At 68.5% G+C, this 24,824-nt stretch carries 18 protein-coding genes and 1 pseudogene; 6 read left to right on the top strand and 13 right to left on the bottom strand.

Going from position 1 to position 24,824, the window contains the following annotated elements; genetic code table 11:
* Nucleotides 1–32: 32 nt before the first annotated feature.
* The 6 genes and pseudogenes from INQ48_08570 to INQ48_08595 all read right to left on the bottom strand — a co-directional run bounded on the left by INQ48_08570 (nt 33) and on the right by INQ48_08595 (nt 8,463).
* Nucleotides 33–2,836: pseudogene (locus tag INQ48_08570) on the bottom strand (hypothetical protein).
* A gap of 168 nt (nt 2,837–3,004) precedes the next feature.
* Entirely contained in the window at nt 3,005–4,147 is a 1,143-nt protein-coding gene (gene asd, locus INQ48_08575; GenBank protein ID QRF59265.1) for an aspartate-semialdehyde dehydrogenase, read from the bottom strand.
* 93 nt (nt 4,148–4,240) lie between these two features.
* The gene (leuB, locus tag INQ48_08580) at nt 4,241–5,341 is read right to left on the bottom strand and encodes a 3-isopropylmalate dehydrogenase (protein ID QRF59266.1); all 1,101 of its coding nucleotides are present in this window, start codon (nt 5,339–5,341) and stop codon (nt 4,241–4,243) included.
* 35 nt (nt 5,342–5,376) lie between these two features.
* A complete protein-coding gene (gene leuD, locus INQ48_08585; protein ID QRF59267.1) occupies nt 5,377–6,033 on the bottom strand; it encodes a 3-isopropylmalate dehydratase small subunit in 657 nt (218 codons plus the stop codon).
* Nucleotides 6,034–6,047: 14 nt separating this feature from the next.
* Entirely contained in the window at nt 6,048–7,469 is a 1,422-nt protein-coding gene (gene leuC, locus INQ48_08590; GenBank protein QRF59268.1) for a 3-isopropylmalate dehydratase large subunit, read from the bottom strand.
* Nucleotides 7,470–7,512: 43 nt separating this feature from the next.
* Nucleotides 7,513–8,463, bottom strand: a complete 951-nt coding sequence (locus INQ48_08595) for a LysR family transcriptional regulator (GenBank protein ID QRF59269.1) — start codon at nt 8,461–8,463, stop codon at nt 7,513–7,515.
* Between the two features lie 172 nt (nt 8,464–8,635).
* Here INQ48_08595 and INQ48_08600 point away from each other — a divergent pair, with 172 nt between their 5' ends.
* Both INQ48_08600 and INQ48_08605 read left to right on the top strand, forming a co-directional pair.
* A complete protein-coding gene (locus tag INQ48_08600; GenBank protein ID QRF59270.1) occupies nt 8,636–9,625 on the top strand; it encodes an AraC family transcriptional regulator in 990 nt (329 codons plus the stop codon).
* Nucleotides 9,626–9,769: 144 nt separating this feature from the next.
* Nucleotides 9,770–15,013: an autotransporter outer membrane beta-barrel domain-containing protein gene (locus tag INQ48_08605; GenBank protein ID QRF60663.1), complete on the top strand. Its 5,244-nt coding sequence runs from the start codon at nt 9,770–9,772 to the stop codon at nt 15,011–15,013.
* 82 nt (nt 15,014–15,095) lie between these two features.
* Here INQ48_08605 and gltA read toward each other — a convergent pair whose 3' ends face one another.
* From gltA to INQ48_08640, 7 genes are all read right to left on the bottom strand, one after another.
* Nucleotides 15,096–16,406, bottom strand: a complete 1,311-nt coding sequence (gene gltA / locus INQ48_08610) for a citrate (Si)-synthase (protein QRF59271.1) — start codon at nt 16,404–16,406, stop codon at nt 15,096–15,098.
* A 12-nt stretch (nt 16,407–16,418) separates the two neighbouring features.
* Entirely contained in the window at nt 16,419–16,796 is a 378-nt protein-coding gene (locus INQ48_08615) for a succinate dehydrogenase assembly factor 2 (protein QRF59272.1), read from the bottom strand.
* A 6-nt stretch (nt 16,797–16,802) separates the two neighbouring features.
* Nucleotides 16,803–17,504, bottom strand: coding sequence for a succinate dehydrogenase iron-sulfur subunit (locus INQ48_08620; GenBank protein QRF59273.1), 702 nt, complete (start codon nt 17,502–17,504; stop codon nt 16,803–16,805).
* A 48-nt stretch (nt 17,505–17,552) separates the two neighbouring features.
* Nucleotides 17,553–19,361 carry a succinate dehydrogenase flavoprotein subunit gene (locus INQ48_08625; GenBank protein QRF59274.1) on the bottom strand — a complete coding sequence of 603 codons (1,809 nt, stop codon included), beginning with the start codon at nt 19,359–19,361 and terminating at the stop codon, nt 17,553–17,555.
* 16 nt (nt 19,362–19,377) lie between these two features.
* Nucleotides 19,378–19,743: a succinate dehydrogenase, hydrophobic membrane anchor protein gene (sdhD, locus tag INQ48_08630; protein ID QRF59275.1), complete on the bottom strand. Its 366-nt coding sequence runs from the start codon at nt 19,741–19,743 to the stop codon at nt 19,378–19,380.
* 13 nt (nt 19,744–19,756) lie between these two features.
* A complete protein-coding gene (gene sdhC, locus INQ48_08635) occupies nt 19,757–20,203 on the bottom strand; it encodes a succinate dehydrogenase, cytochrome b556 subunit (GenBank protein ID QRF59276.1) in 447 nt (148 codons plus the stop codon).
* A 228-nt stretch (nt 20,204–20,431) separates the two neighbouring features.
* Nucleotides 20,432–21,193, bottom strand: coding sequence for a GntR family transcriptional regulator (locus INQ48_08640; GenBank protein ID QRF59277.1), 762 nt, complete (start codon nt 21,191–21,193; stop codon nt 20,432–20,434).
* 208 nt (nt 21,194–21,401) lie between these two features.
* On the opposite strand from INQ48_08640, the gene INQ48_08645 reads away from it, so the two are divergent.
* The 4 genes from INQ48_08645 to INQ48_08660 are packed head-to-tail and all read left to right on the top strand — an operon-like array spanning nt 21,402 to nt 24,802.
* Nucleotides 21,402–22,388 carry a malate dehydrogenase gene (locus INQ48_08645; GenBank protein ID QRF59278.1) on the top strand — a complete coding sequence of 329 codons (987 nt, stop codon included), beginning with the start codon at nt 21,402–21,404 and terminating at the stop codon, nt 22,386–22,388.
* 13 nt (nt 22,389–22,401) lie between these two features.
* Nucleotides 22,402–23,184 (top strand): trans-aconitate 2-methyltransferase, encoded by a 783-nt coding sequence (tam, locus tag INQ48_08650; GenBank protein QRF59279.1) that lies wholly within the window; start codon nt 22,402–22,404, stop codon nt 23,182–23,184.
* Nucleotides 23,181–24,194: a CoA ester lyase gene (locus tag INQ48_08655; protein ID QRF59280.1), complete on the top strand. Its 1,014-nt coding sequence runs from the start codon at nt 23,181–23,183 to the stop codon at nt 24,192–24,194. The genes tam and INQ48_08655 overlap by 4 nt, the downstream gene beginning before the upstream one ends.
* Nucleotides 24,195–24,226: 32 nt before the next feature.
* Nucleotides 24,227–24,802, top strand: coding sequence for a hypothetical protein (locus INQ48_08660; GenBank protein QRF59281.1), 576 nt, complete (start codon nt 24,227–24,229; stop codon nt 24,800–24,802).
* Nucleotides 24,803–24,824: the final 22 nt, after the last annotated feature.

Raw genomic sequence — 24,824 nt, forward strand, 5'->3', positions numbered from 1 at the left:
GAAACCAGATGCAGGAGGCCGGCGCCGCGCGCTCAGCGCAGCTCGGCGAGCAGTTGCCGGGCCTGCGACTTGAGTTCGCCGGCGCTTTCGGCTTCGACTTCCTCGACCAGCGAGCGCGCGCCTTCGACGTCGCCGATGGCCTGCAGCTCGCGCGCCAGCGACAGCTTGACGGCATGCGGGCTCTCGTCGTCTTCATCGGCCGAGGCCGACGGCGCGGCATGGTCGGTGCCGTTGCCCGCGCGGGCCGGCAGGCCGGCCAGGGCGCTCATGTCGAACTCGATGAAGCCCGAGTCGGCGGGCAGGCCGGCACCGCCGCGCAGCACGGCCGGGCGGGTGTTGTCGGCGTCGTTGAGCGAGCCGGGCAGGGTGTCGAGCTGCAGCGCGCCGGGGGCGGTGTCGAAATCGTTCTCGAGATCGACCGTCGGTTGCGCGCCGACGCTGGCCGACGGCGGTGTCGTCGGTTGCGCGGCCGGGGCGGGCGCGTAGGCCGACTTCGGCAGGCTGGCGCCGACCGGTGCGAGCGGCGGCGGTGCGGGCGGCTGGCTCAGGTCCAGGTCGAAATCGAGCGGTGCCACCGAGGGCACGAAGGCCGGAGCGGCCGACACCGGGGCCGGGGCTGGCGCGGGCTTGGCGGCGGCCGGCGGGCGGGCCGATGCGGCCGCCAGCGCGGTGGCCAGGGCGGCGCTCTCGGCGGGCGTGGCACTGCGCGGCGTGCCCGATTCGTACAGCGGGTTGCCCGGATCGAGTTCCTTGCCCATGTCGACCACGCGGGTCCAGTCGGCGCCGTTGCCGCCGGTCAGCTTGTGCACCTCGGTGGCCAGGCCCTCGTAGGCGCGCAGGTCGCGGCGCTTGGCGTGGATCTCGAGCAGTTTCAGGTGGATCGCGGTGCGGTCGGGGTTCACGCGCAGCGCTTCGCGCAGGATTTCCTCGGCCTGCAGGTCGCGGCCATAGGCCAGGTAGACGTCGGCCTCGGCCACCGGGTCGACGTCGCCGGCGTCGAGCTGGCTCGGCGAGTACGACAGCGACGAGACGGTGGAGTCGCCGCGGTTCTTGGTGTCGACCGATTCGCCACCGCTGGCGCCGAAGAAGGAGTCCTTGGGAATGCGGCTCTCGAGGAACACGCTCTCGCTCATTTCCTCGCGCCGGCGGCCCAGCACGCGGTAGAGCAGGAAGCCGATCAGCAGCGCGATCAGCGCGATGCCGCCCAGCATCAGCGGGTTGTCGAGCAGTTCGTCGAGGAAGCTGCGCTCGGGCGGCGGAGGTGGCGGTGCCACGACCTTCTTGGGGGCTGGCTTGGGCGCGGTCGCCGCGGCGCTGGCGGCGGGGCTCGGGGTGGGAGCACCGGTGGCTGCAGCGCCTTCGGCGGGGGTGGCGGCCGCGGCGGCAGGGGCAGGCGCAGTGGCTGGCGCGGCTTCGGCGGCGGGCGCCGTTGCGGCCGGTGCCGGCGTGACCGGCGGCGTGGCTGCCGCGGCGGGTGCCGGCGCAGGTGCTGCGGCGGGTGCGGGGCTCGGGCCGCGGGCGCCACGGTGGCGGCCGGGCCGGCGACCGGCACCGGGATGCCAGGCGTCGCGGCGGGGGCAGCGGGAGCGGCAGCCGGTGCGGCCGTGGGCGCTGCCGACGGCGCCGCGGCGGTCGAGCCGCCGGCGGCCTTGAGCTTGTTGAGCTCCTCGATGTTCTTCGACAGTTCGGCGACGCGGTTGCTGCGATCCTGCGCCTGCCGGGTTTGCGCGACCTTTTCCTCGGCGGCGCGCGCGGTGGCGCCGCCTTGCGAGATGGTGAGCTTGTCGGGCGCGGTGGCCGTGGCGTTGCGGTCCTCGACATTGGCCTGTACCCGGCCGCCGGCGCGGCGGCTCGCGGCGGCCACGTTCGAGGTCGGGGCGTTCTCGGCCAGCCGCTGGCGGTAGGCGCCGAAGTCGCGGCTTTGGGCCGTGACCGTGCGGCGGGCTTCCGCGGCCGGCACGGCGCCGGCCTCGGCGGCGCTCGGCAGGTCGAGCACGGCGCCGGCCCGGATGCGGTTGACGTTGCCGCCGATGAAGGCATCGGGGTTGGCCATCAGCAGCGCGACCAGCATCTGGTCGAGCGAGATGTCGGCTGGCTTGTTGGCCGCCGCGATCTTGCCGGCGGTGTCGCCGCGCTGCACCGTGACCTGTTCGCCGCTGCCCGCGGGGCGGGGCGAGGACGCGGCGGGGGCGGTGGGCGCCGCAGGTGCCGCGGAGGTGGCCGCGGACGGCGCCGGAGCAGCGGTGACAGGTGCGGGCGCGGTGGCCGGTGCGCGGCGCGTGCGCGCGACGACCGGGGCGGAGCGTTCGACGGGCGCCGCGACGCGCGGCGACACGGGGGCGATCGGCGTGCCGGCATCGGCCGCGGGACGCGCGGCCGGCGGATCGAGCAGCACGGTGTAGTCGCGCACGATGCGGCCGGTGCTGCCGTTGGCCTCGAGCAGCAGGTCGATGAAGGGATCGTTGAGCGGACGATTGCCGTTGAGGCGCACCACGTACTGGCCACCGGCGCGGCGCTGCAGCGTGGCACGCACGTCGCTCAGTGCCGGGTTGTAGGGCACGCCGGCCGTCTTGAAGGCTTCGGCGGTCGCCACGTTGATCTTGAGGCTCTCGGCCTCGGCCGCCGTGATCTCGGTGACGTCGATCTCTGCCCGCAGTGGCTCGCCCAGCGCCGACTGCACCTTGAGCGGACCCAGCGCCAGCGCGCTGGCATCGGTGCTGGCCAGACCCATCGCCACGGCCACCGCCGCACTCAGGACGGACAGACGGACGCCGTTCAGGGGAAGGGAGGGGCGAGCGGCCGATGGGCGGGCCGCGGGCAACAGATGTCTTGTCATGCTGATAGGGGGCGGCTCAGGCCCAGAAATTGTAAGAGGACGTTAGCATCATCACCCCCTACTGACAAGGCAATGCGCCCGTTCTACCCAGTGCGCGCATACTTACGATCACATCTTCTGTCGCCTTTCGGCAACAAGGGGGTAGGCAACGGGCGCGAACTCCCCCCATCAGGCTTCCAGCAGGATGCGCAGCATGCGGCGCAGCGGTTCGGCGGCGCCCCAGAGGAGCTGGTCGCCGATGGTGAAGGCGCCGACGTACTCCGGGCCCATCGCCAGCTTGCGGATGCGGCCGACCGGGATGCCCATGGTGCCGGTCACGGCCACGGGCGTCAGGTCCTGCAGCGTGGCTTCGCGGGTGTTCGGCACCACCTTCACCCAGGCGTTGTCGGCGGCGATCATGGCTTCGATGTCGGCCACGGGCACGTCCTTCTTGAGCTTGAAGGTCAGCGCCTGGCTGTGGCAGCGCATGGCGCCGATGCGCACGCAGAAGCCGTCGACCGGCACGGCCGCGGTGCCGAAGCCCGCGCCCTGGCCGAGGATCTTGTTGGTCTCGGCGCCGCCCTTCCACTCTTCCTTCGACATGCCGTCGCCCAGGTCCTTGTCGATCCAGGGGATCAGCGAGCCGCCCAGCGGCGCGCCGAAGTTGGCGGTCTCGGCCGCGCTCAGGTTCTGCTGCTTGTGCAGCACCTTGCGGTCGATCTCGAGGATGGCGGACTTGGGGTCGTCGAGCAGCGAGCGGACCTCGGCGTTGAGCGTGCCGAACTGCGTCAGCAGCTCGCGCATGTGCTGCGCGCCGCCGCCCGAGGCGGCCTGGTAGGTCATGCTGGTCATCCACTCGACCAGGCCGGCCTTATAGAGCGCGCCCACGCCCATCAGCATGCAGCTCACGGTGCAGTTGCCGCCGATCCAGTTCTTGCCGCCGTTGGTGAGCGCGTTCTGGATCACGGGCAGGTTGACCGGGTCGAGCACGATGACCGCGTCGTCCTTCATGCGCAGCGTGGAGGCGGCGTCGATCCAGTGGCCGTTCCAGCCGGCGGCGCGCAGCTTGGGGAACACCTCGGTCGTGTAGTCGCCACCCTGGCAGGTGATGACGATGTCGCACTTCTTCAGGGCCTCGATGTCGTGCGCGTCCTTGAGGGCGGTTTCGTTCTTGGCCATCGCCGGGGCCTTGCCGCCGGCGTTGGAGGTCGAGAAGAAGACCGGCTCGATGAGGCCGAAGTCGTTTTCGGCCTGCATGCGGTCCATCAGGACCGAGCCGACCATGCCGCGCCAGCCCACGAGGCCGACCAGAGGTTGAGATGCGTTCGCCATTTGAGTGTGCCCTTTAAGAAAAAAGAAAGTCGCTGGTTTCTCTTTGCGCCCGACTCGTCAGGAGCCGGGTGGGCGTGACGAAGCGGGCTGCGGTTAGCCGGTAATCGTCTTTTTGGTGATCGAGGCCGAGAGTGCCGCCACCACGGCGTCGCCCATCTCGATGGTGCCGACCTTGCGGGTGCCCTCCGACCAGATGTCCCCCGTGCGCAGGCCCGAGGCCAGCACATGCTTGACCGCCGACTCGATCCGGTCGGCAGCTTCGGCTTGGTTGAGGGAGAAACGGAGCATCATGGCAGCGGACAGTATTGTAGCGAGGGGATTGGCAACCCCTTTGCCCGCAATGTCGGGCGCGCTGCCGTGGCTGGGCTCGTACAGGCCCTGGTTGCTGGCATTGAGCGAGGCCGAGGGCAGCATGCCGATCGAGCCGGTGAGCATCGCGGCCTCGTCCGAGAGGATGTCGCCGAACATGTTGCCGGTGACCACCACGTCGAACTTCTTGGGCGCCTTCACGAGCTGCATCGCGGCGTTGTCGACGTACATGTGGTCGAGCTCGACGTCCGGATAGTCCTTGCCGACTTCGGTCACCACGTCCTTCCAGAACTGGAAGGTCTCGAGCACGTTGGCCTTGTCGACGCTGGTCACGCGCTTGCTGCGCTTGCGGGCGGCCTCGAAGGCCACGCGCGCGATGCGCTCGATCTCGGGGCGCGAGTAGCGCATCGTGTCGAAGGCTTCCTCGGCGCCGGGGAAGTGCCCGTCGGCCGCGGTGCGGCGGCCGCGCGGCTGGCCGAAGTAGATGTCGCCGGTCAGCTCGCGGATGATGAGGATGTCCAGGCCCGCGATCAGCTCGGGCTTGAGGCTCGAGGCGTCCACCAGCTGCTCGTAGCAGATGGCCGGGCGGAAGTTGGCGAACAGGCCGAGGTTCTTGCGCAGGCCCAGGATGGCCTGCTCGGGGCGAAGCGGCCGGTCGAGCTTGTCGTACTTCCAGTCGCCCACCGCGCCGAACAGCACCGCGTCGGACTCCTTGGCGAGCTTGAGCGTCGACTCGGGCAGCGGATGGCCGTGGGCCTCGTAGGCGGCGCCGCCGACCAGGGCGGTCTCCAGCTCGAACTTCAGGTCGAGCGCCTGGAGCACCTTGACGGCTTCCGCCACGATTTCGGTGCCGATGCCGTCACCAGGGAGAACTGCGATTTTCATTGGGTGGTTGTCGAAGGAAGTGAAACGGGAAACGCTCAGGCGTTGGCGAGCATCGTGTGCGCGAGCCAGGGCTTCTGCGCCAGCCGCTCGGCCTCGAAGGCCTTGATCTTGTCCTTGTGGCGCAGCGTGAGGCCGATGTCGTCCAGGCCGTTGATCAGGCAGTACTTGCGGAAGGCCTGCACGTCGAAGGCGAGCTCCTGGCCGTCGGGCTTCACCACCACCTGGCGCTCGAGGTCGATGGTCAGCGAGTAGCCCGGGAAGGCGAAGGTCTCGTCGAACAGCTGGGCCACCTGCGCCTCGGGCAGCACGATCGGCAGCAGGCCGTTCTTGAAGCTGTTGTTGAAGAAGATGTCGGCGTAGCTCGGCGCGATGATGGCGCGAAAGCCGTACTGGTCGAGTGCCCACGGCGCATGCTCGCGCGACGAGCCGCAGCCGAAGTTCTTGCGCGCCAGCAGCACCGAGGCGCCCGCGTAGCGCGGCTGGTTCAGCACGAAGTCGGGGTTCGGCTTGCGGCTGGCCGGGTCCTGGCCGGGCTCGCCCGGGTCGAGGTAGCGCCATTCGTCGAACAGGTTCACGCCGAAGCCGGTGCGCTTGATCGACTTGAGGAACTGCTTCGGAATGATCGCGTCGGTGTCGACGTTCTCGCGGTCCATCGGGGCCACGAGACCCTTGTGCACGGTGAATTTCTGCATGTCTTGTCTCCTGGTCAGGCGAAGGTGCGCACGTCGACGAAATGGCCGTGCACGGCGGCCGCGGCGGCCATGGCCGGGCTCACGAGGTGGGTGCGGCCGCCCGCGCCCTGGCGGCCTTCGAAGTTGCGGTTGCTGGTCGAGGCGCAGCGCTCGCCGGGCTCGAGCCGGTCGGCGTTCATCGCCAGGCACATCGAGCAGCCGGGCTCGCGCCATTCGAAGCCCGCGGCCTTGAAGATCTGGTCGAGCCCTTCGCGCTCGGCCTGTTCCTTCACCACGCCCGAGCCGGGCACCACCAGCGCCAGCTTCACGTTCTTCGCGACCTTCTGGCCGAGCTTCTTCACCACGGCCGCGGCCTCGCGCATGTCCTCGATGCGGCTGTTGGTGCACGAGCCGATGAACACCTTGTCGATGAAGATGTCGTTCATCTGCTTGTTCGGCTCCAGGCCCATGTAGACCAGCGCGCGCTCGATGGCGCCGCGCTTGCTGCTGTCCTTTTCCTTGTCGGGATCGGGCACGCGGCCGTCGATCGCCACCACCATCTCGGGCGAGGTGCCCCAGGTGACCTGCGGCTTGATCTGCGTCGCGTCGAGCTCGACCACGGTGTCGAACTTCGCGCCGGGGTCGGACTGCAGCGTGCGCCAGTAGGCCGCGGCCTGGTCCCATTCGACGCCGCTGGGCGCCATCGGGCGCCCCTTGATGTAGGCGATGGTCTTCTCGTCGACCGCCACCAGGCCCGCGCGCGCGCCGGCCTCGATCGCCATGTTGCACACCGTCATGCGGCCTTCCATGCTGAGGTCGCGGATGGCCGAGCCGGCGAACTCGATCGTGTAGCCGGTGCCGCCGGCGGTGCCGATCTTGCCGATGATGGCCAGCACGATGTCCTTGGCCGTGCAGCCCAGGGGCAGCTTGCCCTCGACCTTCACGAGCATGTTCTTCGCCTTCTTGCCCAGCAGCGTCTGCGTGGCCATCACGTGCTCGACCTCGCTGGTGCCGATGCCGTGCGCGAGCGCGCCGAACGCGCCGTGGGTGGAGGTGTGCGAATCGCCGCAGACCACCGTCATGCCCGGCAGCGTGGCGCCGGTCTCGGGGCCGATCACGTGCACGATGCCCTGGCGCTTGCTCAGGAACGGGAAGAACGCGGCGGCGCCGAACTCGGCGATGTTGTGGTCGAGCGTGGTGACCTGTTCCTTGCTGGTCGGGTCGGCGATGCCTTCGTAGCCGCGCTCCCAGCCGGTGGTCGGCGTGTTGTGGTCGGCCGTGGCCACCACCGAGCTGATGCGCCACAGCTTGCGGTCGGCTTCGCGCAGCCCTTCGAAGGCCTGCGGGCTGGTGACCTCGTGCACCAGGTGGCGGTCGATGTAGAGGATCGCGGTACCGTCGTCCTCGGTGTGGACGACGTGTTCGTCCCAGATCTTGTCGTAGAGCGTGCGTGCCATGTCGGTCTCTTCTCTTTCGTGGGGAAATGGATTGTCTTGGGTTTCAGGCCGCGAGCCGGTCGGCTTCGGCCTCGGCGGCGGCTGCATGCAGGTGGTTCACCAGCGTGCGGGCCGCCACCGGCAGCGTGGAGAAATCGCGCGCCACCAGCCGGATCTCGCGCGCGGCCCAGGCGTCGGACAGCGCCACGCTGACCAGCCCGCGGCCGATGCCGTCCTGCATCAGCTCGAAGGCGCGCTGCGGCATCACGCCGATGCCCAGGCCGTTCTGGATCATCCGGCACATCGCATCGAGGCCGGTGACGTGGATGCGCAGCTTGACGCTGCGGCCCGCGAGCAGCGCGGCCTCGTGCATCGCCACGTAGATCGAGCTGTTGGTGTGCAGGCCCACGTGGTCGTAGTCGAGCGCGGCGATGAACTCGATCGCACCCTGGTCGGCCAGCGCGTGGCCCGCGGGCACGATCAGCGCGAGGCGGTCGTGCCGGTAGGGCAGGCTCTGCAACTCGCCCGCGCCGCCGGCCACGTGGCACACGCCGAGGTCGGCCGCGCCTTCCTGCACCGCGCGGATCACCTCGGTGCTCAGGTGTTCCTCGAGGTCGATCTTGATCGCCTCGTGGGCGCGCGTGAACACGCCCAGGTCTTCCGGCAGGAACTGCACGATGGCCGAGATGTTGGCGTGCACCCGCACGTGGCCGCGCACGCCGTCGGCGTACTCGCTGAGCTCGCCCTGCATCTTCTCGAGGCTGTAGAGCACCGAGCGGGCGTGGTGCAGCAGGCTCTCGCCGGCCGGCGTCAGGTCGACGCCGCGCGCATGGCGGTAGAGCAGGGTGGTGCCGAGCGTGGCCTCGAGGTCCGACAGCCGCTTGCTGATCGCCGAGGCGGCGATGAATTCGCGCTCCGCGGCGCGGCCGATGCTGCCCAGTTCGCACACGGCCACGAACAGCTGCAGCGACGTGAGGTCGATGCGGCGGGCGAAGTTGCGTTCGGACGTGCTCATGGGGGGCTTGGGCATCGCATCTGGCGATGAGTCGGCTATTTTCTCCTTATTTTTTCGCCATGGTCATCGTGATGAGAGATGGCTTCATTGCCCGGAAGCGACGGGTGCCGTTCGCAAATGCGTGGTCTGGCATACCATCAATTGTTAGTAAGTGTTGCAAGGACACAGGGGCATGACCCACTCCGCTGCCGACGACAAGCCGCCGCCTCGTGCCGATCGCAGGATGCTTCCGGCCGATCCGACATCGGAGGAGGCCCGCCTGCGCTACGAGATGCCGCCGGCAGGTCCGCGCGTGCAGCATGTGCGGCGCCATCTTCCGCCCACGCTGCTGGCCGAGCCGCGCGTGATCAAGGCCGTGCGCCGCATCGAGCAGGACCTTCCGCACGACCACCAGCTGGCCGAACTCGCGCGCGCCAATGGTTTGAGTCCTTTCCATTTCCACCGCCTGTTCGCCGAGGTGATGGGGGAGGCCATGAGCGGCTTCATCCGGCGCCAGCGCCTCGACGCCGCGGCGATCCGGCTCGCGGCCAGCGAACTCTCGATGCTCGAGATCGGCACCGTGGCGGGCTACGGCAGCCTCGCGGCGTTCTCGCGCGCGTTCCAGCGCCAGTTCGGCGTCGCCCCGACCGTCTACCGGCCCGCCGCGCGTGCGGCGGTGCGGCCGCCGGTGCCCGAGCAACTGGCGATGGCCGACCGCGTGCGGCTCGAGCGCTGGGAGATCCGGCCGCTGGTCGGTCTGCGCTTCCACGGCGGCTATGACCAGGCGGAGTGCTATTGGGCGCGCTTCGCCGACGAGGTGCGGCTGCGGCTGGGGCTCGACCCCGACACGCTCGAGTGCTACGCGCTGATCCGTGACAACCCCTTGATCACGCCGCAGGGGCTGATCCGCTACGACTGCTGCTTCGCCGACCCGGGCTTGCCCGAGGAATTGCCCGCGCCGTTCGCGCGTCTGCCGCCGATGCAGATCAGCCGCTGTGCCACGCTGCTGCTCGAAGCACCGTACCGCAAGGTGTTCGCGGCCTATCGCGCGATCGCGAATGTCTGGACCGCGCGCCACGGCGAGCATTTCGCCGAGGCGCCAGCGATGGAGCGCTACCACGCCCCGCCGTGGCGGCGCATGGGACAGGTCCAGTCGTTCTCGATCATGGTGATGCTGATCTGAGTCGCAGCCACGGATTTCCGTCGTTTTTCCCCGACGACCGCAAGCGCGATCAAATCCGCACGCGCACTCGTTCCCACACTTCCGGCGTGCGGATCGTCCGGATCCGCACGCACCAGAAGCACAGGGAGCGAGGGCATGAACAACATCCATTGCAGCGTCTGGAACGCTGCGCTCGGCGCGTGGGTCGCCGTTTCCGAACTGTCGCGGCGACGCGGTCGGCGCCCTTCGGCGACACGGGTTGCGGCCGGCCTGCTGACGTTCGTGGGCCTGCTGGCCGATCCCGGCGGGGCGTGGGGGCAGCCGGCCGGCGGCAACGCGCCCGCCGTCAGCGGCGGTACCGGCGGGCGTGGCGGTCCTGGCAATGGCGGCGGCGCCGGAGGCGGCAACGTCGGCGAATATCCGACCAGCAACGGTCAGGCGTCGGCGACCGGACATGGCGGTGCCGGCGGCAACGGCGCGGCGGGCGCCGGTGGCGCCGGCGGGTCGGTCGGCGCCACCGCAGTGACGGCCGGTGCGACGAGCGGGGGCCATGGCGGCAACGGGCTGTCCGATCCCGATCCCTTCTATGGCGGTGGCGGCGGTGGCGGCGGCGGCGCGGCGGTCTACTACACGACCGCCGGTGCCCTCACGGTGACTGGCGCGACCACCCTGCTCGGCGGCAATGGCGGCGATGGTGCGCCGGCCCGCCTCAGCGGCGGTGGTGGCGGCGGCGGCGCGGGACTGCAGGCCACGGCCGCGGGGCTCGTGCTGGACAACCTGGGCGGCCGCATCGCCGGCGGCAACGGCGGTGCGGGCGCCAACGGGCAGTGGGCCGGCGGCGGAGGTGGTGGCGGCGATGCCATCGTGCTGCAGGGCGGCGGCGCGACGGTTCGCAATGGCGGCATCGCCACCGGTGGCGCTGGCGGCGCCGCCCTTTGGGGCGGCTTCGGCATCGCGGCCGCGGGCGGCGAGGGCGGTGCCGGCCTGGCGCTCGAATCGAACGGCAACACCCTGAGCAATACCGGCACCCTGGCCGGCGGCGCGGGCGGTGCCTCGAATGGGCAGAACGGGATCGGCGGCGCGGGGCTGCGCATCCGGGGCGACGGCAATGCCGTCGTCAACAGCGGCAGCCTGCTCGGCGGTCTCGCGGGCGACCGCGTCACGCGCGGCGATGCGGTGCGCATCAGCGGCAACGACAACACGCTCGAACTGCGCGCCGGCTCCGCGATCGCCGGCACACTGGTGGCGAACGGCAGCGGCAACCTGCTGCGCCTGGCCGGCGACGCGACCGACGCCACGACCTCGCTGGCCGCCGCGAGCTACCGCGGCTTCGCCGGCTACGAGAAGACCGGTGCCGGCACCTGGACACTGGTCGGCGGCACGGGCGAGCGCACGCCCTGGCGGGTGCTGGGCGGCGCGCTCTCGATCGCCGACGACGCCGCCCTCGGCAGCGCCGATGGCGCGCTCACGCTCGACGGCGGAACGCTGCGCGTGACCGGCGACACGGCGGGCACGCGCGGCGTCACGCTCGGCAAGGCCGGCGGCGTGTTCGACGTCGATCGGGGCCGCACGCTGGGCCTGAACGGTGCCGTGATCGGCGCGGGCGGCCTGCGCAAGAGCGGCGCGGGCACCTTGCAGTTGGGCGCGGCCAACGGCTACGCGGGCGGTACCGACGTCGCGGCGGGTTCGCTGCGGGCACTGGTCACGGGCGCGCTGGGCACGGGGCCGGTGTCGGTCGCGGGCAATGCCTCGCTGGCCTTCACCGACAAGGCCGACGCGGGCAAGCTCGCGATCACCGTGGCCGCGCGCGGCGGTGCGCCGACCGACAACGGCGGCTTCCTCGCGTTCAGCGACAGCAGCTCGGCCGGCAATGCGACCATCACGGCGAACAAGGACGCCGCGGTCGAGTTCCGCGACAGCTCGAGCGCGGGCAATGCGGTGATCGAGAACCGTGGCGGCATCACCACCCTGTGGTTCAACGCGAACGCAGGCAAGGCGCAGATCACCAACTTCGATGGCGGACAGATCAACCTGCTCGACGATGCGAGCGCCGGACAGGCGCGCTTCGTCAACGAGAGTGGCGGCCTGATCGACCTGTTCGACCGCGTCAGCGCGGACCAGGCGACGGTGGTGAACAACGCGGGCGGGCGGCTGCGTATCGGCAACCTGACGAACGCGGGGGTGGGCATTGGCTCGCTCGAAGGCGCGGGCAGCGTGCTGTTGGGCGCGAAGGCGCTGACCACGGGCGGGTTGAACACCAGCACGACGGTGTCGGGCACGATCAGTGGTGCGGGCGGTTCGCTCGTCAAGGTGGGCAGCGGCACGCTGACGCTCACGGGCGCGAACACCTACACCGGCGGTACCACCGTCGGTGCGGGCACGCTGAGCGTGAACAACAAGAGCGGCAGTGCGACGGGTACGGGTGCCGTGCAGGTGCAAGCGGGCGCGACGCTCGCTGGCAGCGGCAGCATCGCGGGCGCGGTCACCATCGACAAGGGCGGCATCCTCGCGGCGGGCAACAGCCCTGGCACGCTGACGCTCGGTGCGCTCACGCTCGCGGGTGGCTCCACGCTGAACTACGAACTCGGTCAAGCCGGTGTTCCAGGCGGCGCGCTCAACGACCTGATCAATGTCACGGGCAATCTGCAACTCGATGGCACCTTGAACATCGCGCAATCCGCTGGCGGCAGCTTCGGCCCGGGCTTGTATCGCTTGATGAGCTACGGCGGCAGCTTCACCGACAACGGCCTGGACATCGGCACGGTGCCGGGCTCGGCCAAGGTGGCCGACCTGCAGGTGCAGACCTCGGTGGCGAACCAGGTCAATCTGGTGAACCGCGCGGGCCTGTCGCTGAACTTCTGGGATGGCGGCGACAGCACGAAGTACAACGATGGCCAGATCGCCGGCGGCAGCGGCACCTGGCGCGTGGGCAATCCGCAGCCCTCGATGGATGCCTGGGCCGACATGGACGGCAAGGTCAACGCCAACTGGGCGCAGAACCAGTTCGCGGTGTTCGGCGGCAAGGCTGGCACCGTGACGGTGGATGCGGCCGGCGGCGCGGTGCGCATCGCGGGTGCGCAGTTCGCCACCGATGGCTATGTGGTGCAGGGCGATGGCATCGTGGTGGACAACGCCAACTCGGTGATCCGCGTGGGGGATGGCACTGCTGCAGGTGCGACCATGACCGCGACCCTCAATGTTGCGCTCAGCGGCACGGGCGGTATCTCGAAGGAGGATGCCGGCCGGTTGATCCTCGGTGGCACGAACACCTACACGGGCGGCACGACGGTGAAGGGTGGCGTGCTGCAGGGCAGTGCGACGAGCCTGCAGGGCAATATCGTCAACAACGCGGAAGTCGCGTTCGACCAGGGCAAGACGGCTGGCACCTATGCGGGCACGATGAGCGGCACGGGCAAGCTGCGCAAGATCGGCACCGGGACGCTGACGCTGGCCAGTGCCAACAGCTACAGCGGCGGCACGCTGGTCGATGCGGGCACGCTCGCCACCGAGGTGACAGGCGCACTCGGCAGCGGCGCGGCAAGCGTTGCATCGGGCGCCACGCTGCAGTTCGGCGGCAAGGCCGACGCGGGCAAGCTCGCTATCGCCAATGCAGGCACCTTGCGTCTGCAAGACACTGCGAGCGCTGCAGGCGCCACGGTGACCAATGCAGCGGGTGGCCAGGTGCGCATCGACCTGACGACCACTGGGACGAGCATCGGCTCGCTTGGTGGTGCAGGCGATGTGGTGCTCGGCACCAAGGCGCTGACCACCGGTGCGCTCGGCACTGACAACACGATCTCTGGCGCTATCACCGGCACGACGGGCTCGCTCGTCAAGGTTGGCGCAGGCACGCTCACACTCGCAGGCTCTGCAACGTACGCAGGCGAGACCCGCGTGACCGGCGGCACTCTTAAGGCAGGCGCCACCAACGCCTTCAGCGCCGCATCGAGCGCTGTGGTCGCCAGCGGCGCCACGCTCGACCTCGGTGGCTTCAGCCAGAAGATGGCCGGCCTGACCAACGCGGGCACGGTCTCCTTGCTCGGCACGGTCCCGGGCACCACGCTCACCTTGACTGGTCCCTACGTTGGCAACAACGGCGTGCTGCGCCTCGGCGCGAAGCTCGACAACCCGGGCATCGCAGACCGCTTGGTACTCGACGGCGCATCCGCCAGCGCCAGCGGCAAGACGACAGTGCAAGTCACCAACCTCGGCGGCCTGGGCGCCCGCACCAGCGGCGCGGGCATCGAGCTGATCAGCGCCAGGAACGGCGCCACCACCACCGCGCAGACCAGCAAGGACGCCTTCGTGCTCTCGGGCGGTCGCGTTGACGCCGGTGCCTACGAGTACCGTCTGTACGCGGGCGATGCGGGCGGCGAGGGCGAGAACTGGTACCTGCGCACTGAAGCAGAACCCGGTACCTCGCTGCCGACCTACCGCGCTGAGGCCTCCCTCTTCGCGGCACTTCCCAACCAACTGCGCCAAAGCAACCTCGGCATGCTCGCCAGCCTGAGCCAGCGCATCGGCGACGACGACGTGCGCGGCAGCGGCGGTGCAAGCACCACGAGCGTGGACGGCAGCAACCGCCGAGCCTGGGGCCGTCTGATCTCCACCGACATGGACATCCGCCAGGGCGGCACCGTCTCGCCGCATGCCGAGGGCCGCGTGAGCGGGCTGCAGGCCGGTACCGACCTGTGGGCCAATGCGAACTGGCGCGCGGGCATCTACGTGGGCCAGCTCGAGGGCGACACGCGTGTCAGCGGCTTCAGCAGCGGTCTCCTGAACGGCGCTGCAGGCCGCAACGACCTGCGCAGCCAGTACCTGGGCCTGTACGGCACCTTCACGAGCGACGATGGCTTCTATGCGGACACGGTGCTGCAGGCCGGCCGCCATCGCTACACGGTGCAGCCGCAACTGAGCGCCGGTGTCACAGGCAAGGGCAACAGCTTCCTGGCCTCGATCGAGGTGGGCAAGGCCTTCGCGCTGGGCACGGGCGGCTGGTCGGTGGAGCCGCAACTGCAGCTGATCCACCAGCGCCTGCGCCTGGACGACGTGGCGATCCCCGGTGCGCTGGTGCAGCAGGACGCCGACAGCAGCTGGACCGCACGCGCTGGTGTGCGCATCAAGGGCAGCTTCGCGACGGGCGCTGGCACGCTGCAGCCGTATGCGCGCCTGAACGTCTACCGCAGCTCGAAGGGCAACGACATCGCGCGCTTCGTGAACCCGGCGGCGATCACGCCGGTGGGCGCGCCGATCGGCGGCACGAGCACCGAACTGGCCGCGGGCTTCACGCTGGCATTGAGCCAGCGCAAGAGCCTGTATGGCGAGCTGGGCAAGCAGTGGGCTTCAGGTGGCGTGGCGCGCGTCGGCAGCTCGATCAATGCAGGGGTGGGTGTGCGCGTGAAGTGGTAACGGACCGCGCCAAAAGAAATGCCGCCCGGCTTGCGCCAGAGCGGCATCGGTCCGCCCGGAGGCGGCATTCAGTCGAAGCGGATCAGCGGGCCGAGATCGGCTTCACGTCGCGCTTGGGCGAGCCTTCGAACAGCTGGCGCGGGCGGCCGATCTTGTACTCGGGGTCGCCGATCATTTCGTTGAGCTGGGCGATCCAGCCGACGGTGCGGGCCAGCGCGAAGATCGCGGTGAACAGCGGCACCGGGATGCCGATCGCGCGCTGCACGATGCCCGAGTAGAAGTCGACGTTCGGGTAGAGCTTGCGCGACACGAAGTACTCGTCCTCGAGCGCGATCTTTTCCAGTTCCTTGGCGAGCTTGAACAGCGGGTCGTTTTCCAGGCCCAGCTCGGTCAGCACTTCGTTGCAGGTTTCCTGCATCAGCTTGGCGCGCGGGTCGTAGTTCTTGTACACGCGGTGGCCGAAGCCCATCAGCTTGACGTTCGAGTTCTTGTCCTTGACCTTCTTGATGAACTCGCCGATCTTCTCCACGCCACCTTCCTTCTGGATGTCGTAGAGCATGTTGAGCGCCGCTTCGTTGGCGCCGCCGTGGGCCGGGCCCCAGAGGCAGGCCACGCCGGCCGCGATGGCCGCGAAGGGGTTGGTGCCCGACGAGCCGCACAGGCGCACGGTCGAGGTCGAGGCGTTCTGCTCGTGGTCGGCGTGCAGGATGAAGATGCGGTCGAGCGCGCGCTCGAGCACCGGGTTCACCTTGTATTCCTCGCAGGGCGTCGCGAACATCATGTGCAGGAAGTTGCCCGCATAGCTGAGTTCGTTCTTCGGGTACATGTACGGCTGGCCGATCGTGTACTTGTAGGCCATGGCCACGAGCGTGGGCATCTTCGCGATCAGGCGGATCGCGGCGATCTCGCGGTGCTCGGGATTGTTGATGTCCGTGCTGTCGTGATAGAAGGCCGACAGCGCGCCCACCAGGCCGGTCATGATGGCCATCGGATGCGCGTCGCGGCGGAAGCCGCGCAGGAAGAACTGCATCTGCTCGTTGACCATCGTGTGGTTGGTCACGAGCTTGGTGAAGTTGGCCTTCTTGGCCGTATCCGGCAGTTCACCGTACAGCAGCAGGTGGCAGGTCTCGAGGAAGTCGCAGTTGGTCGCGAGCTGCTCGATGGGATAGCCGCGATACAGCAGCTCGCCCTTGTCGCCGTCGATGTAGGTGATGGCCGATTGGCAGGCCGCGGTGGACATGAAACCCGGGTCATAGGTGAACATGCCGGTCTGCGCGTACAGCTTGCGGATGTCGATCACGTCGGGACCGACGGTGCCCTTGTAGATCGGCAGTTCGACCTTGTCGGCGCCGTTGCTGAACGATAGCGTGGCCTTGGTATCGGAGGCTTTCATTTCGGGTTTCTTTCAGAGGATTGTTCGAGAGGGCGAGGAGGAAGAGGTCGTGGAGGCTGCGGGCCGCTGCGCACCGTCGGCGCGCATCAGCTGCAGAAGCTCGACCACCTCGGCCCCGGCCCATGCGGGCTCGGGCTCCTTTCTACGAAGGAGAAGATCGAGCAAATCGTTGTCCGAGAGGTCCATCAGAACCTCCATCGCGCCGGCCTGGCCGACGGTGATGCGAGATTCGTGCCGCTCGAAGAAGCGGGCGATGAACAGATCGTTTTCGAGCAGGCCGCGCCGGCAGCGCCACTTGAGCTTGCTGAGCGCTCGTTCTCCGAGCGGCTCGGCCGCCGCGCTTCCCGAAGAAAGCGCCGAGGGCGATGGGGTGCCGGGCAAAGCAGCCATGTCGGGTCAGATGGCGCGACGCACCATCAGTTCCTTGATCTTGCCGATGGCCATGGTGGGGTTCAGGCTCTTCGGGCACACGTCGACGCAGTTCATGATCGTGTGGCAGCGGAACAGGCGGTACGGGTCCTCGAGGTTGTCGAGGCGCTCGGCGGTGGCTTCGTCGCGGCTGTCGGCGATGAAGCGGTAAGCCTGCAGCAGGCCGGCCGGGCCCACGAACTTGTCGGGGTTCCACCAGAAGCTCGGGCAGCTCGTCGAGCAGCTCGCGCACAGGATGCACTCGTACAGGCCGTTGAGCTCCTCGCGCTCTTCGGGCGACTGCAGGCGTTCCTTCTCGGGCGGCACGGTGTCGTTCTGCAGGTACGGCTTGATCGAGTTGTACTGCTTGAAGAACTGGGTCATGTCGACGATCAGGTCGCGGATCACCGGCAGGCCGGGCAGCGGCTTGAGCACGACGGTGCCCTTGAGCGTGTTCATGTTGGTCAGGCAGGCCAGACCGTTCTTGCCGTTGATGTTCATCGCGTCGGAACCGCAGACGCCTTCGCGGCACGAGCGGCGGAACGACAGCGTCGGATCCTGCGCCTTGAGCTTCATCAGGGCGTCGAGCAGCATGCGTTCGTGGCCGTCGAGTTCGATCTCGATGGTCTGCATGTAGGGCTTCGCGTCCTTGTCCGGGTCGTAGCGGTAGATCTGGAATGTGCGCTTCATCGTTGTGACCTTGTGAATGCTTTTACGTGGCTGATCATTGGCTGGCGCTTAGAAGGTGCGAACCTTCGGCGGAACCGAGGCGACCGTGAGCGGCTGCAGCTTGACGGGCTTGTAGGAGAGGCGGTTGTCGGCGCTGTACCAGAGCGTGTGCTTCATCCAGTTGGCATCGTCGCGGCCCAGCGGTGCGACCGGATCGTCGGCCGGGCGCTCGTAGTCCTCGACGGTGTGGGCACCGCGGCATTCCTTGCGGGCCGCGGCCGAGACCATGGTGGCCTGCGCCACTTCGATCAGGTTGTCGACTTCCAGCGCTTCGATGCGCGCGGTGTTGAACACCTTGGACTTGTCCTTCAGGCCGATGGCCTTCACGCGCTCGCGCACTTCGGCGATCTTGACCACGCCTTCGTCCATCGAGGCCTGCTTGCGGAACACCGCGGCGTGCTGCTGCATGGTGACGCGGATCTGGTTGGCCACGTCCTGCGCGTATTCGCCGCCGGTGGAGTTCTGCAGTTCGTTGAGGCGCTCGAGCGTGCGGTCGGCGGCATTGGCCGGCAGCGGCTTGTGTTCCTTCAGCTTGTCGTTGAACTCGACGATGTGGTTGCCGGCCGCGCGGCCGAACACCAAGAGGTCGAGCAGCGAGTTGGTGCCCAGGCGGTTGGCGCCGTGCACGCTCACGCACGAGCATTCGCCCACGGCGTACAGGCCGTTGACGACGGCGCTGTTGTCCTCGCCCTTCTGGATCACGACCTGGCCGTTGATGTTGGTCGGGATGCCGCCCATCTGGTAGTGGATGGTCGGCACCACGGGGATCGGTTCCTTGGTGATGTCGACGTTGGCGAAGTTGACGCCGATCTCGTACACCGAAGGCAGGCGCTTGTGGATGGTCTCGGCACCGAGGTGGTCGAGCTTCAGCAGCACGTAGTCCTTGTTGGGACCGCAGCCGCGGCCTTCCTTGATCTCCTGGTCCATCGAGCGCGAGACGAAGTCGCGCGGTGCCAGGTCCTTCAGCGTGGGCGCGTAGCGCTCCATGAAGCGTTCGCCGTTGCTGTTGAGCAGGATCGCGCCTTCGCCGCGGCAGCCTTCGGTCAGCAGCACGCCCGCGCCGGCCACGCCGGTCGGGTGGAACTGCCAGAACTCCATGTCCTGCAGCGGGATGCCCGAGCGCGCGGCCATGCCGAGGCCGTCGCCGGTGTTGATGAAGGCGTTGGTCGAGGCCTGGAAGATGCGGCCCGCGCCGCCGGTGGCCAGCAGCACGGTCTTGGCCTGCAGGATGTGCAGGTCGCCGGTTTCCATCTCGAGCGCGGTCACGCCGACCACGTCGCCTTCGTCGTCGCGGATCAGGTCCAGCGCCATCCATTCGACGAAGAACTGGGTGCGGGCCTCGACGTTCTTCTGGTAGAGCGTATGCAGCATCGCGTGGCCGGTGCGGTCGGCCGCGGCGCAGGCGCGCTGCACGGGCTTCTCGCCGTAGTTGGCCGTGTGGCCGCCGAACGGACGCTGGTAGATCGTGCCGTCGGGGTTGCGGTCGAAGGGCATGCCGAAGTGCTCGAGCTCGTACACGACCTTCGGTGCTTCGCGGCACATGAACTCGATCGCGTCCTGGTCGCCGAGCCAGTCGGAACCCTTGATCGTGTCGTAGAAGTGGTAGTGCCAGTTGTCCTCGCTCATGTTGCCGAGCGAGGCGCCCACGCCACCTTGCGCGGCGACGGTGTGCGAACGGGTGGGGAACACCTTGGAGAGCACGGCCACGTTGAGGCCCGCGCGCGCCAGTTGCAGCGAGGCGCGCATGCCGGAACCGCCGGCACCGACGATCACGACGTCGAACTTGCGCTTGGTGATTTGTTCTTTTGTGTAGGTCATGGTGGGGAGGAGGTCGTCAGATTTTCCAAAGCACTTGAATGGCCCAACCCGCACAACCGACCAGCCAGACGATGGTGAAGATCTGGAGCACGAGGCGGATCGCGACGGGCTGGACGTAGTCCATCCAGATGTCGCGCATGCCGACCCACACGTGATAGAGCAGCGACACGATGACGCAGAAGGTCAGGACCTTCATCCACTGGGCGGCGAAGATGCCGGCCCACAGGTCGTAGCCGATCGGGCCGCGCGTGAAGATCAGCTGCGCCAGCAGGATGATCGTGAAGAGCGCCATCAGGGCGCCCGTGACGCGCTGGCTGAGCCAGTCGCGCAGACCGTAGTGCGCGCCGACGACGATGCGCTTGGAGCCGTAGTTCACAGACATTTCAGGCTCCTTCTCAGTACAGGCCGAACAGCTTGGCGCCAAGCACGATGGTCAGCAGGACGCTCGCGGCCAGCGTGAAGATGGCCGAGCTCTTGCCGAACTCCTTGGTCACGGCCTTGTGGCTCACGTCCATCCAGAGGTGGCGCACGCCGGCGATGAAGTGGTGCAGGTAGGCCCAGATCAGCGCGAGCACGACGAGCTTGAAAAACCAGCCCGGAACGAAGCCAAGGCCGCTGTTGAAGGCGGCCTTGAACTTGGCGAACGAATAGTCGGACGAGAGCGAGGTGTCGAACATCCAGATGATGAACGGCAGCAGCAGGAACATCAGCGCGCCGCTGACGCGGTGCAGGATCGACACGATGCCCGCGGGAGGCAGACGGTAGGTCGTGAGATCGGTGAAGGCGTTGATGTTGCGGAATTCGCGACGCCGTGGTGTGGAGGAGGATGCAAGCTCTGTCATGGAGGGGCTTTCGTGGCTTGTTGATTGACTTGTTCTGAGAGCGAACGCTTTTGTTTTCTCTTCGGGAAATGCAAACAACGCAAAATTCTATTGCAATGCACCATCGCGCATCGGTCGCGCTCGCGTCGACGCACCGCGGCAGTCGGATGCTCTTGACTTCATAGCATCTTGCGCGCGCCGCGCGGCGGCTCGAAGCGTATTCGTTACGTGGTCCATCGTGAGGCGCATTCAGCCTAGCTGGTTGCGATAGTGGTGCGTGTCGGTGCGATAGAGGCCGCGGCGCAGCTCCATCGGCATGTCGTGGTAGGTGTGGGCGACGCGTTCGACGCTCAGCAGCGGCATCTGCAGCGAGACGTCGAGCAGTTGCGCCTGCTCGGCATCGGGCAGCACCGCGCGGATTTTTTCCTCGGCGCGCACCATGCGCACGCCGAACTCGGTTTCGAACAGCGCGTACATCGGACCGGGCCAGGCGCGCAGCCGCTCGGCCGTGAGGCCCTTGAACGGCGTGCCCGGCAGCCACAGGTCCTCGAGGATGGTCGGCACACCGCCGTAGGCGAGCACGCGCCGCACCTGCAGCACGGCGTCGCCGGTGCGCAGGCCCAGCGCGCGTGCCACGTCGGCCGAGGCGCGCAGGCGCTTGCAGTCGACGATGGTGCGCTCGGCCGGGCCCTCGGCATTCGGATGGCCGGTGTCGGGCACCAGCTTCAGGAAGCGGTACTGCACATGCTGCTCGGCATGCGTGGCGACGAAGGTGCCCTTGCCCTGGCGCCGCACCACGAGGTTCTCGGCCGCGAGCTCGTCGATCGCCTTGCGCACCGTACCCTGGCTGACGCGGAAGCGCACGGCCAGGTCCATCTCGCTGGGGATCGGCTCGCCCGGCTTCCACTCGCCCGCCTGCAGGCTCTGCAGGATCAGGGTCTTGATCTGCTGGTAGAGCGGGCTGAACGAGGGCGTCGTGGGCTCGTCGAGGGTGGTGGTGGGGCTGTTCATGGCAGGGCGTGGGTAAGCGCCGTGGCGGAACCCGGAGGATATCTTATATAAGACATAAGACGGGCCTCATCGAATCGGCTTAAAATGCCCGCCGTTCCCGCGCCGCGGCCGTCCGGCCCTTTTCGGACCTCCCGACCGCCCCGCGAGACTTCCGCCGCCGCGTTTCGCGCGTGCGCCGACACCGTCACATCACTTCTGGAGTCTTCCCATGAGCAAAAAGCCCGTCCGCGTTGCCGTCACCGGTGCCGCCGGTCAAATCGGTTATGCCCTGTTGTTCCGTATCGCGTCCGGCGAAATGCTCGGCAAGGACCAGCCGGTCATCCTGCAATTGCTCGAAATCCCCGACGAGAAGGCCCAGAAGGCGCTCAAGGGCGTGATCATGGAGCTCGAGGACTGCGCCTTCCCGCTGCTGGCCGGCGTGATCCCCAGCGGCGATCCGCTGGTGGCCTTCAAGGACGCCGACTACGCGCTGCTCGTGGGTGCCCGTCCGCGCGGCCCCGGCATGGAGCGCGCCGACCTGCTGGCCGCCAACGCGCAGATCTTCACGGCCCAGGGCAAGGCGCTCAACGCCGTCGCCAGCCGCGACGTCAAGGTGTTGGTGGTCGGCAACCCCGCCAACACCAACGCCTACATTGCGATGAAGAGCGCGCCGGACCTGCCGCGCAAGAACTTCACCGCCATGCTGCGCCTGGACCACAACCGCGCCGCCAGCCAGATCGCCGCCAAGACCGGCACGGCAGTGGGCGACATCGAGAAGCTCACCGTCTGGGGCAACCACTCGCCCACGATGTACGCCGACTACCGCTTCGCCACCGTCGGCGGCAAGAGCGTCAAGGACCTGATCAACGACCAGGTCTGGAATGCCGACACCTTCCTGCCCACCGTCGGCAAGCGCGGCGCCGCGATCATCGAAGCGCGCGGCCTGTCGTCGGCCGCCTCGGCCGCCAACGCCGCCATCGACCACATGCGCGACTGGGCCCTGGGCTCGAACGGCAAGTGGGTCACGATGGGCATCCCGTCGGACGGCCAGTACGGCATTCCGAAGGACGTGATCTTCGGCTTCCCGGTCACCACCGAAAACGGCGAGTACAAGCTGGTCGAAGGCCTGGCCATCGACGAATTCAGCCAGGAACGCATCAACAAGACGCTGAAGGAACTGCAGGACGAGCAGGCCGGCGTCGCCCACCTGCTGTAAGCCAGGCACCGGCATGCTCGACTGGAACCCCGCGCTCTACCGTCGCTACGAGGACGAGCGCACCCGCCCCGCGCAGGAACTCCTGGCGCGGGTGCCTCTGGCGGAGGCGACCCGCGTGGTCGACCTCGGCTGCGGTCCGGGCAACTCCACCGAGCTGCTGGTCCACCGGTTCCCGAAGGCCCAGGCCCTCGGCACCGACAACTCCGAAGCCATGCTGGTCAGCGCGCGCGAGCGCCTGCCCGGCGCGCGCTTCGAGTTGAGCGACATCGCGACCTGGGCGCCTTCCGCGGAAGCGGCGCCCGACCTCATCTATGCGAATGCGTCGCTGCAATGGGTGCCCGATCACGAAACGCTGATCCCGCGCCTGTTCGACGCGCTCGCCCCCGGCGGCGTGCTGGCCATCCAGATGCCCGACAACCGCCAGGAACCCACGCACCGCCTGATGCGCGCGCTCGCGGCCGAAGCGCCCTGGGCCGAGCCCATTGGCGATGCCGACCGGCTGCGCACCAGGCTGCTGCCGCTGGACGGCTATTACGACCTGCTGGCGCCGCGCGCGGTCAACGTCGATGTCTGGCACACGATCTACCAGCACCGCATGGCCGATGCCGCCTCCATCGTCGAATGGGTGCGCGGCACGGGCCTGAAGCCCTTCGTCGATCGGCTGCCGCCCGACCTGCAGGCCAGCTACCTGGCCGAATACGAGCGCCGCGTGAACGAGGCCTACCCGGCACGCACCGACGGCAAGCGGCTGCTGGCCTTCCCGCGCATGTTCATCGTGGCGCAGAAGAAGGCGTGAGCACCGTGAGCGAACGCACCCCCGCCCATCCCGCCGCCGTGCTGCTCGGCGCGCAGGCCGGCGCCGTCAGCCTGCCGGTGTGCGACCACTACAGCGGCGTCGAGGCGCGCATGAAGAAGAGCCTCGCGCTCCAGGCCGAGATGGCCGAGGAGTTCGGCGCCTGCGTGTTCGACGTCACCCTCGACTGCGAGGACGGCGCCCCGGTGGGCGGCGAGGCCGAGCATGCGGCGCTGGTCACCGAGCTCGCGCTGGCGGCCAGGCCCGGCATGCGCGTCGGCGTGCGCGTGCACCCGGTCGACCACCCGGCCTTCGCGGGCGACGTGATCACCATCGCGGGCCGCGCCGGCCAGCGGCTCAGTCACCTGATGGTGCCGAAGGTCGAGTCGGTGGCCGATGTCGAGCAGGCCGTGGCCGCGCTCGACGCCGCCGATGCCGAGACGCTGCCGCTGCATGTGCTGATCGAATCGCCGTTCGCGGTGCACAACGCCTTCGACATCGCGGCCCATCCGCGCGTGCAGTCGCTGAGCTTCGGCCTGATGGACTTCGTCTCGGCCCACGCCGGCGCCATCCCCGCCGAAGGCATGGGCGCCGCGGGCCAGTTCACCCATCCGCTGGTGGTGCGCGCCAAGCTGGCGATCGCCTCGGCCGCGCATGCGCACGGCAAGGTGCCCTCGCACTGCGTGGTGACCGAGTTCAACGACCTGGACGCCATGCGCACCGCAGCCCGCAAGGCGGCCCGCGAATTCGGCTACACGCGCATGTGGAGCATCCATCCGAACCAGATCCGGCCGATCCTCGAGGCCTTTGCGCCCGACGAGGCGCAGATTCAAATTGCCACAAATATCCTGGTCAAGGCGGCGGCCGCGGATTGGGCGCCGACACAAATTGATGGCACATTGCACGACCGCGCGAGCTACCGTCATTTCTGGCAGGTACTGACGCGTGCCCACGCAACAGGGCGCGCGTTGCCGCCAGAGGCCAAGGCCTGGCTGACGCCCGCGGTCTCCTGAAACCTCCGAATCAGCCTCAAGGAAACCCTCACATGAAGAAAATCGCCCTGATCGCCGCAGTGGCCCTGGCTCTGCCGTTCGGTGCCCTGGCCCAGAGCAGCAGCACGCCCGCCAAGCCGGCCGCTGCCAAGCCCGCCGCCAAGTCCACCGAAGCCAAGAAGGCCCCGCCCAAGCGCCAGGTCACCCGCAAGGCCGCCAAGGCCGTCGAGGAGGTCACGCCGATCAGCGACGACACCAACGTCGTGCTCACCGAGTCCGACCTCGAGGTCGCCAAGCGCGTGTCGACCGGCAAGGCCCAGTGCGAGCTCGGCGCCGACGTGACCGTGACCGAGGACGAGAAGAAGCCCGGCTTCTTCACCGTGACCACCAAGGGCCTGCGCTATCGCATGCACCCGGTCGAAAGCCGCACCGGCGCCATCCGCCTCGAAGACCCCCGCGCTGGCGCCATGTGGCTGCAGCTGGGCAACAAGTCGATGCTGATGAACCAGAAGGCTGGCCTGCGCATCGCCGACGAATGCCAGACCCCGGCCCAGATCGCCTTTGCCGAAGAGATGAAGAAAAACCCGCCGAAGAGCCTTTTCGAAGGCGCTGACGGCGACAAGAAGTAAGTCGACCCCACGAGGGGCGGCG

The organism is Variovorax paradoxus (assembly GCA_016806145.1).
Taxonomy (GTDB): Bacteria; Pseudomonadota; Gammaproteobacteria; order Burkholderiales; family Burkholderiaceae_C; genus Variovorax.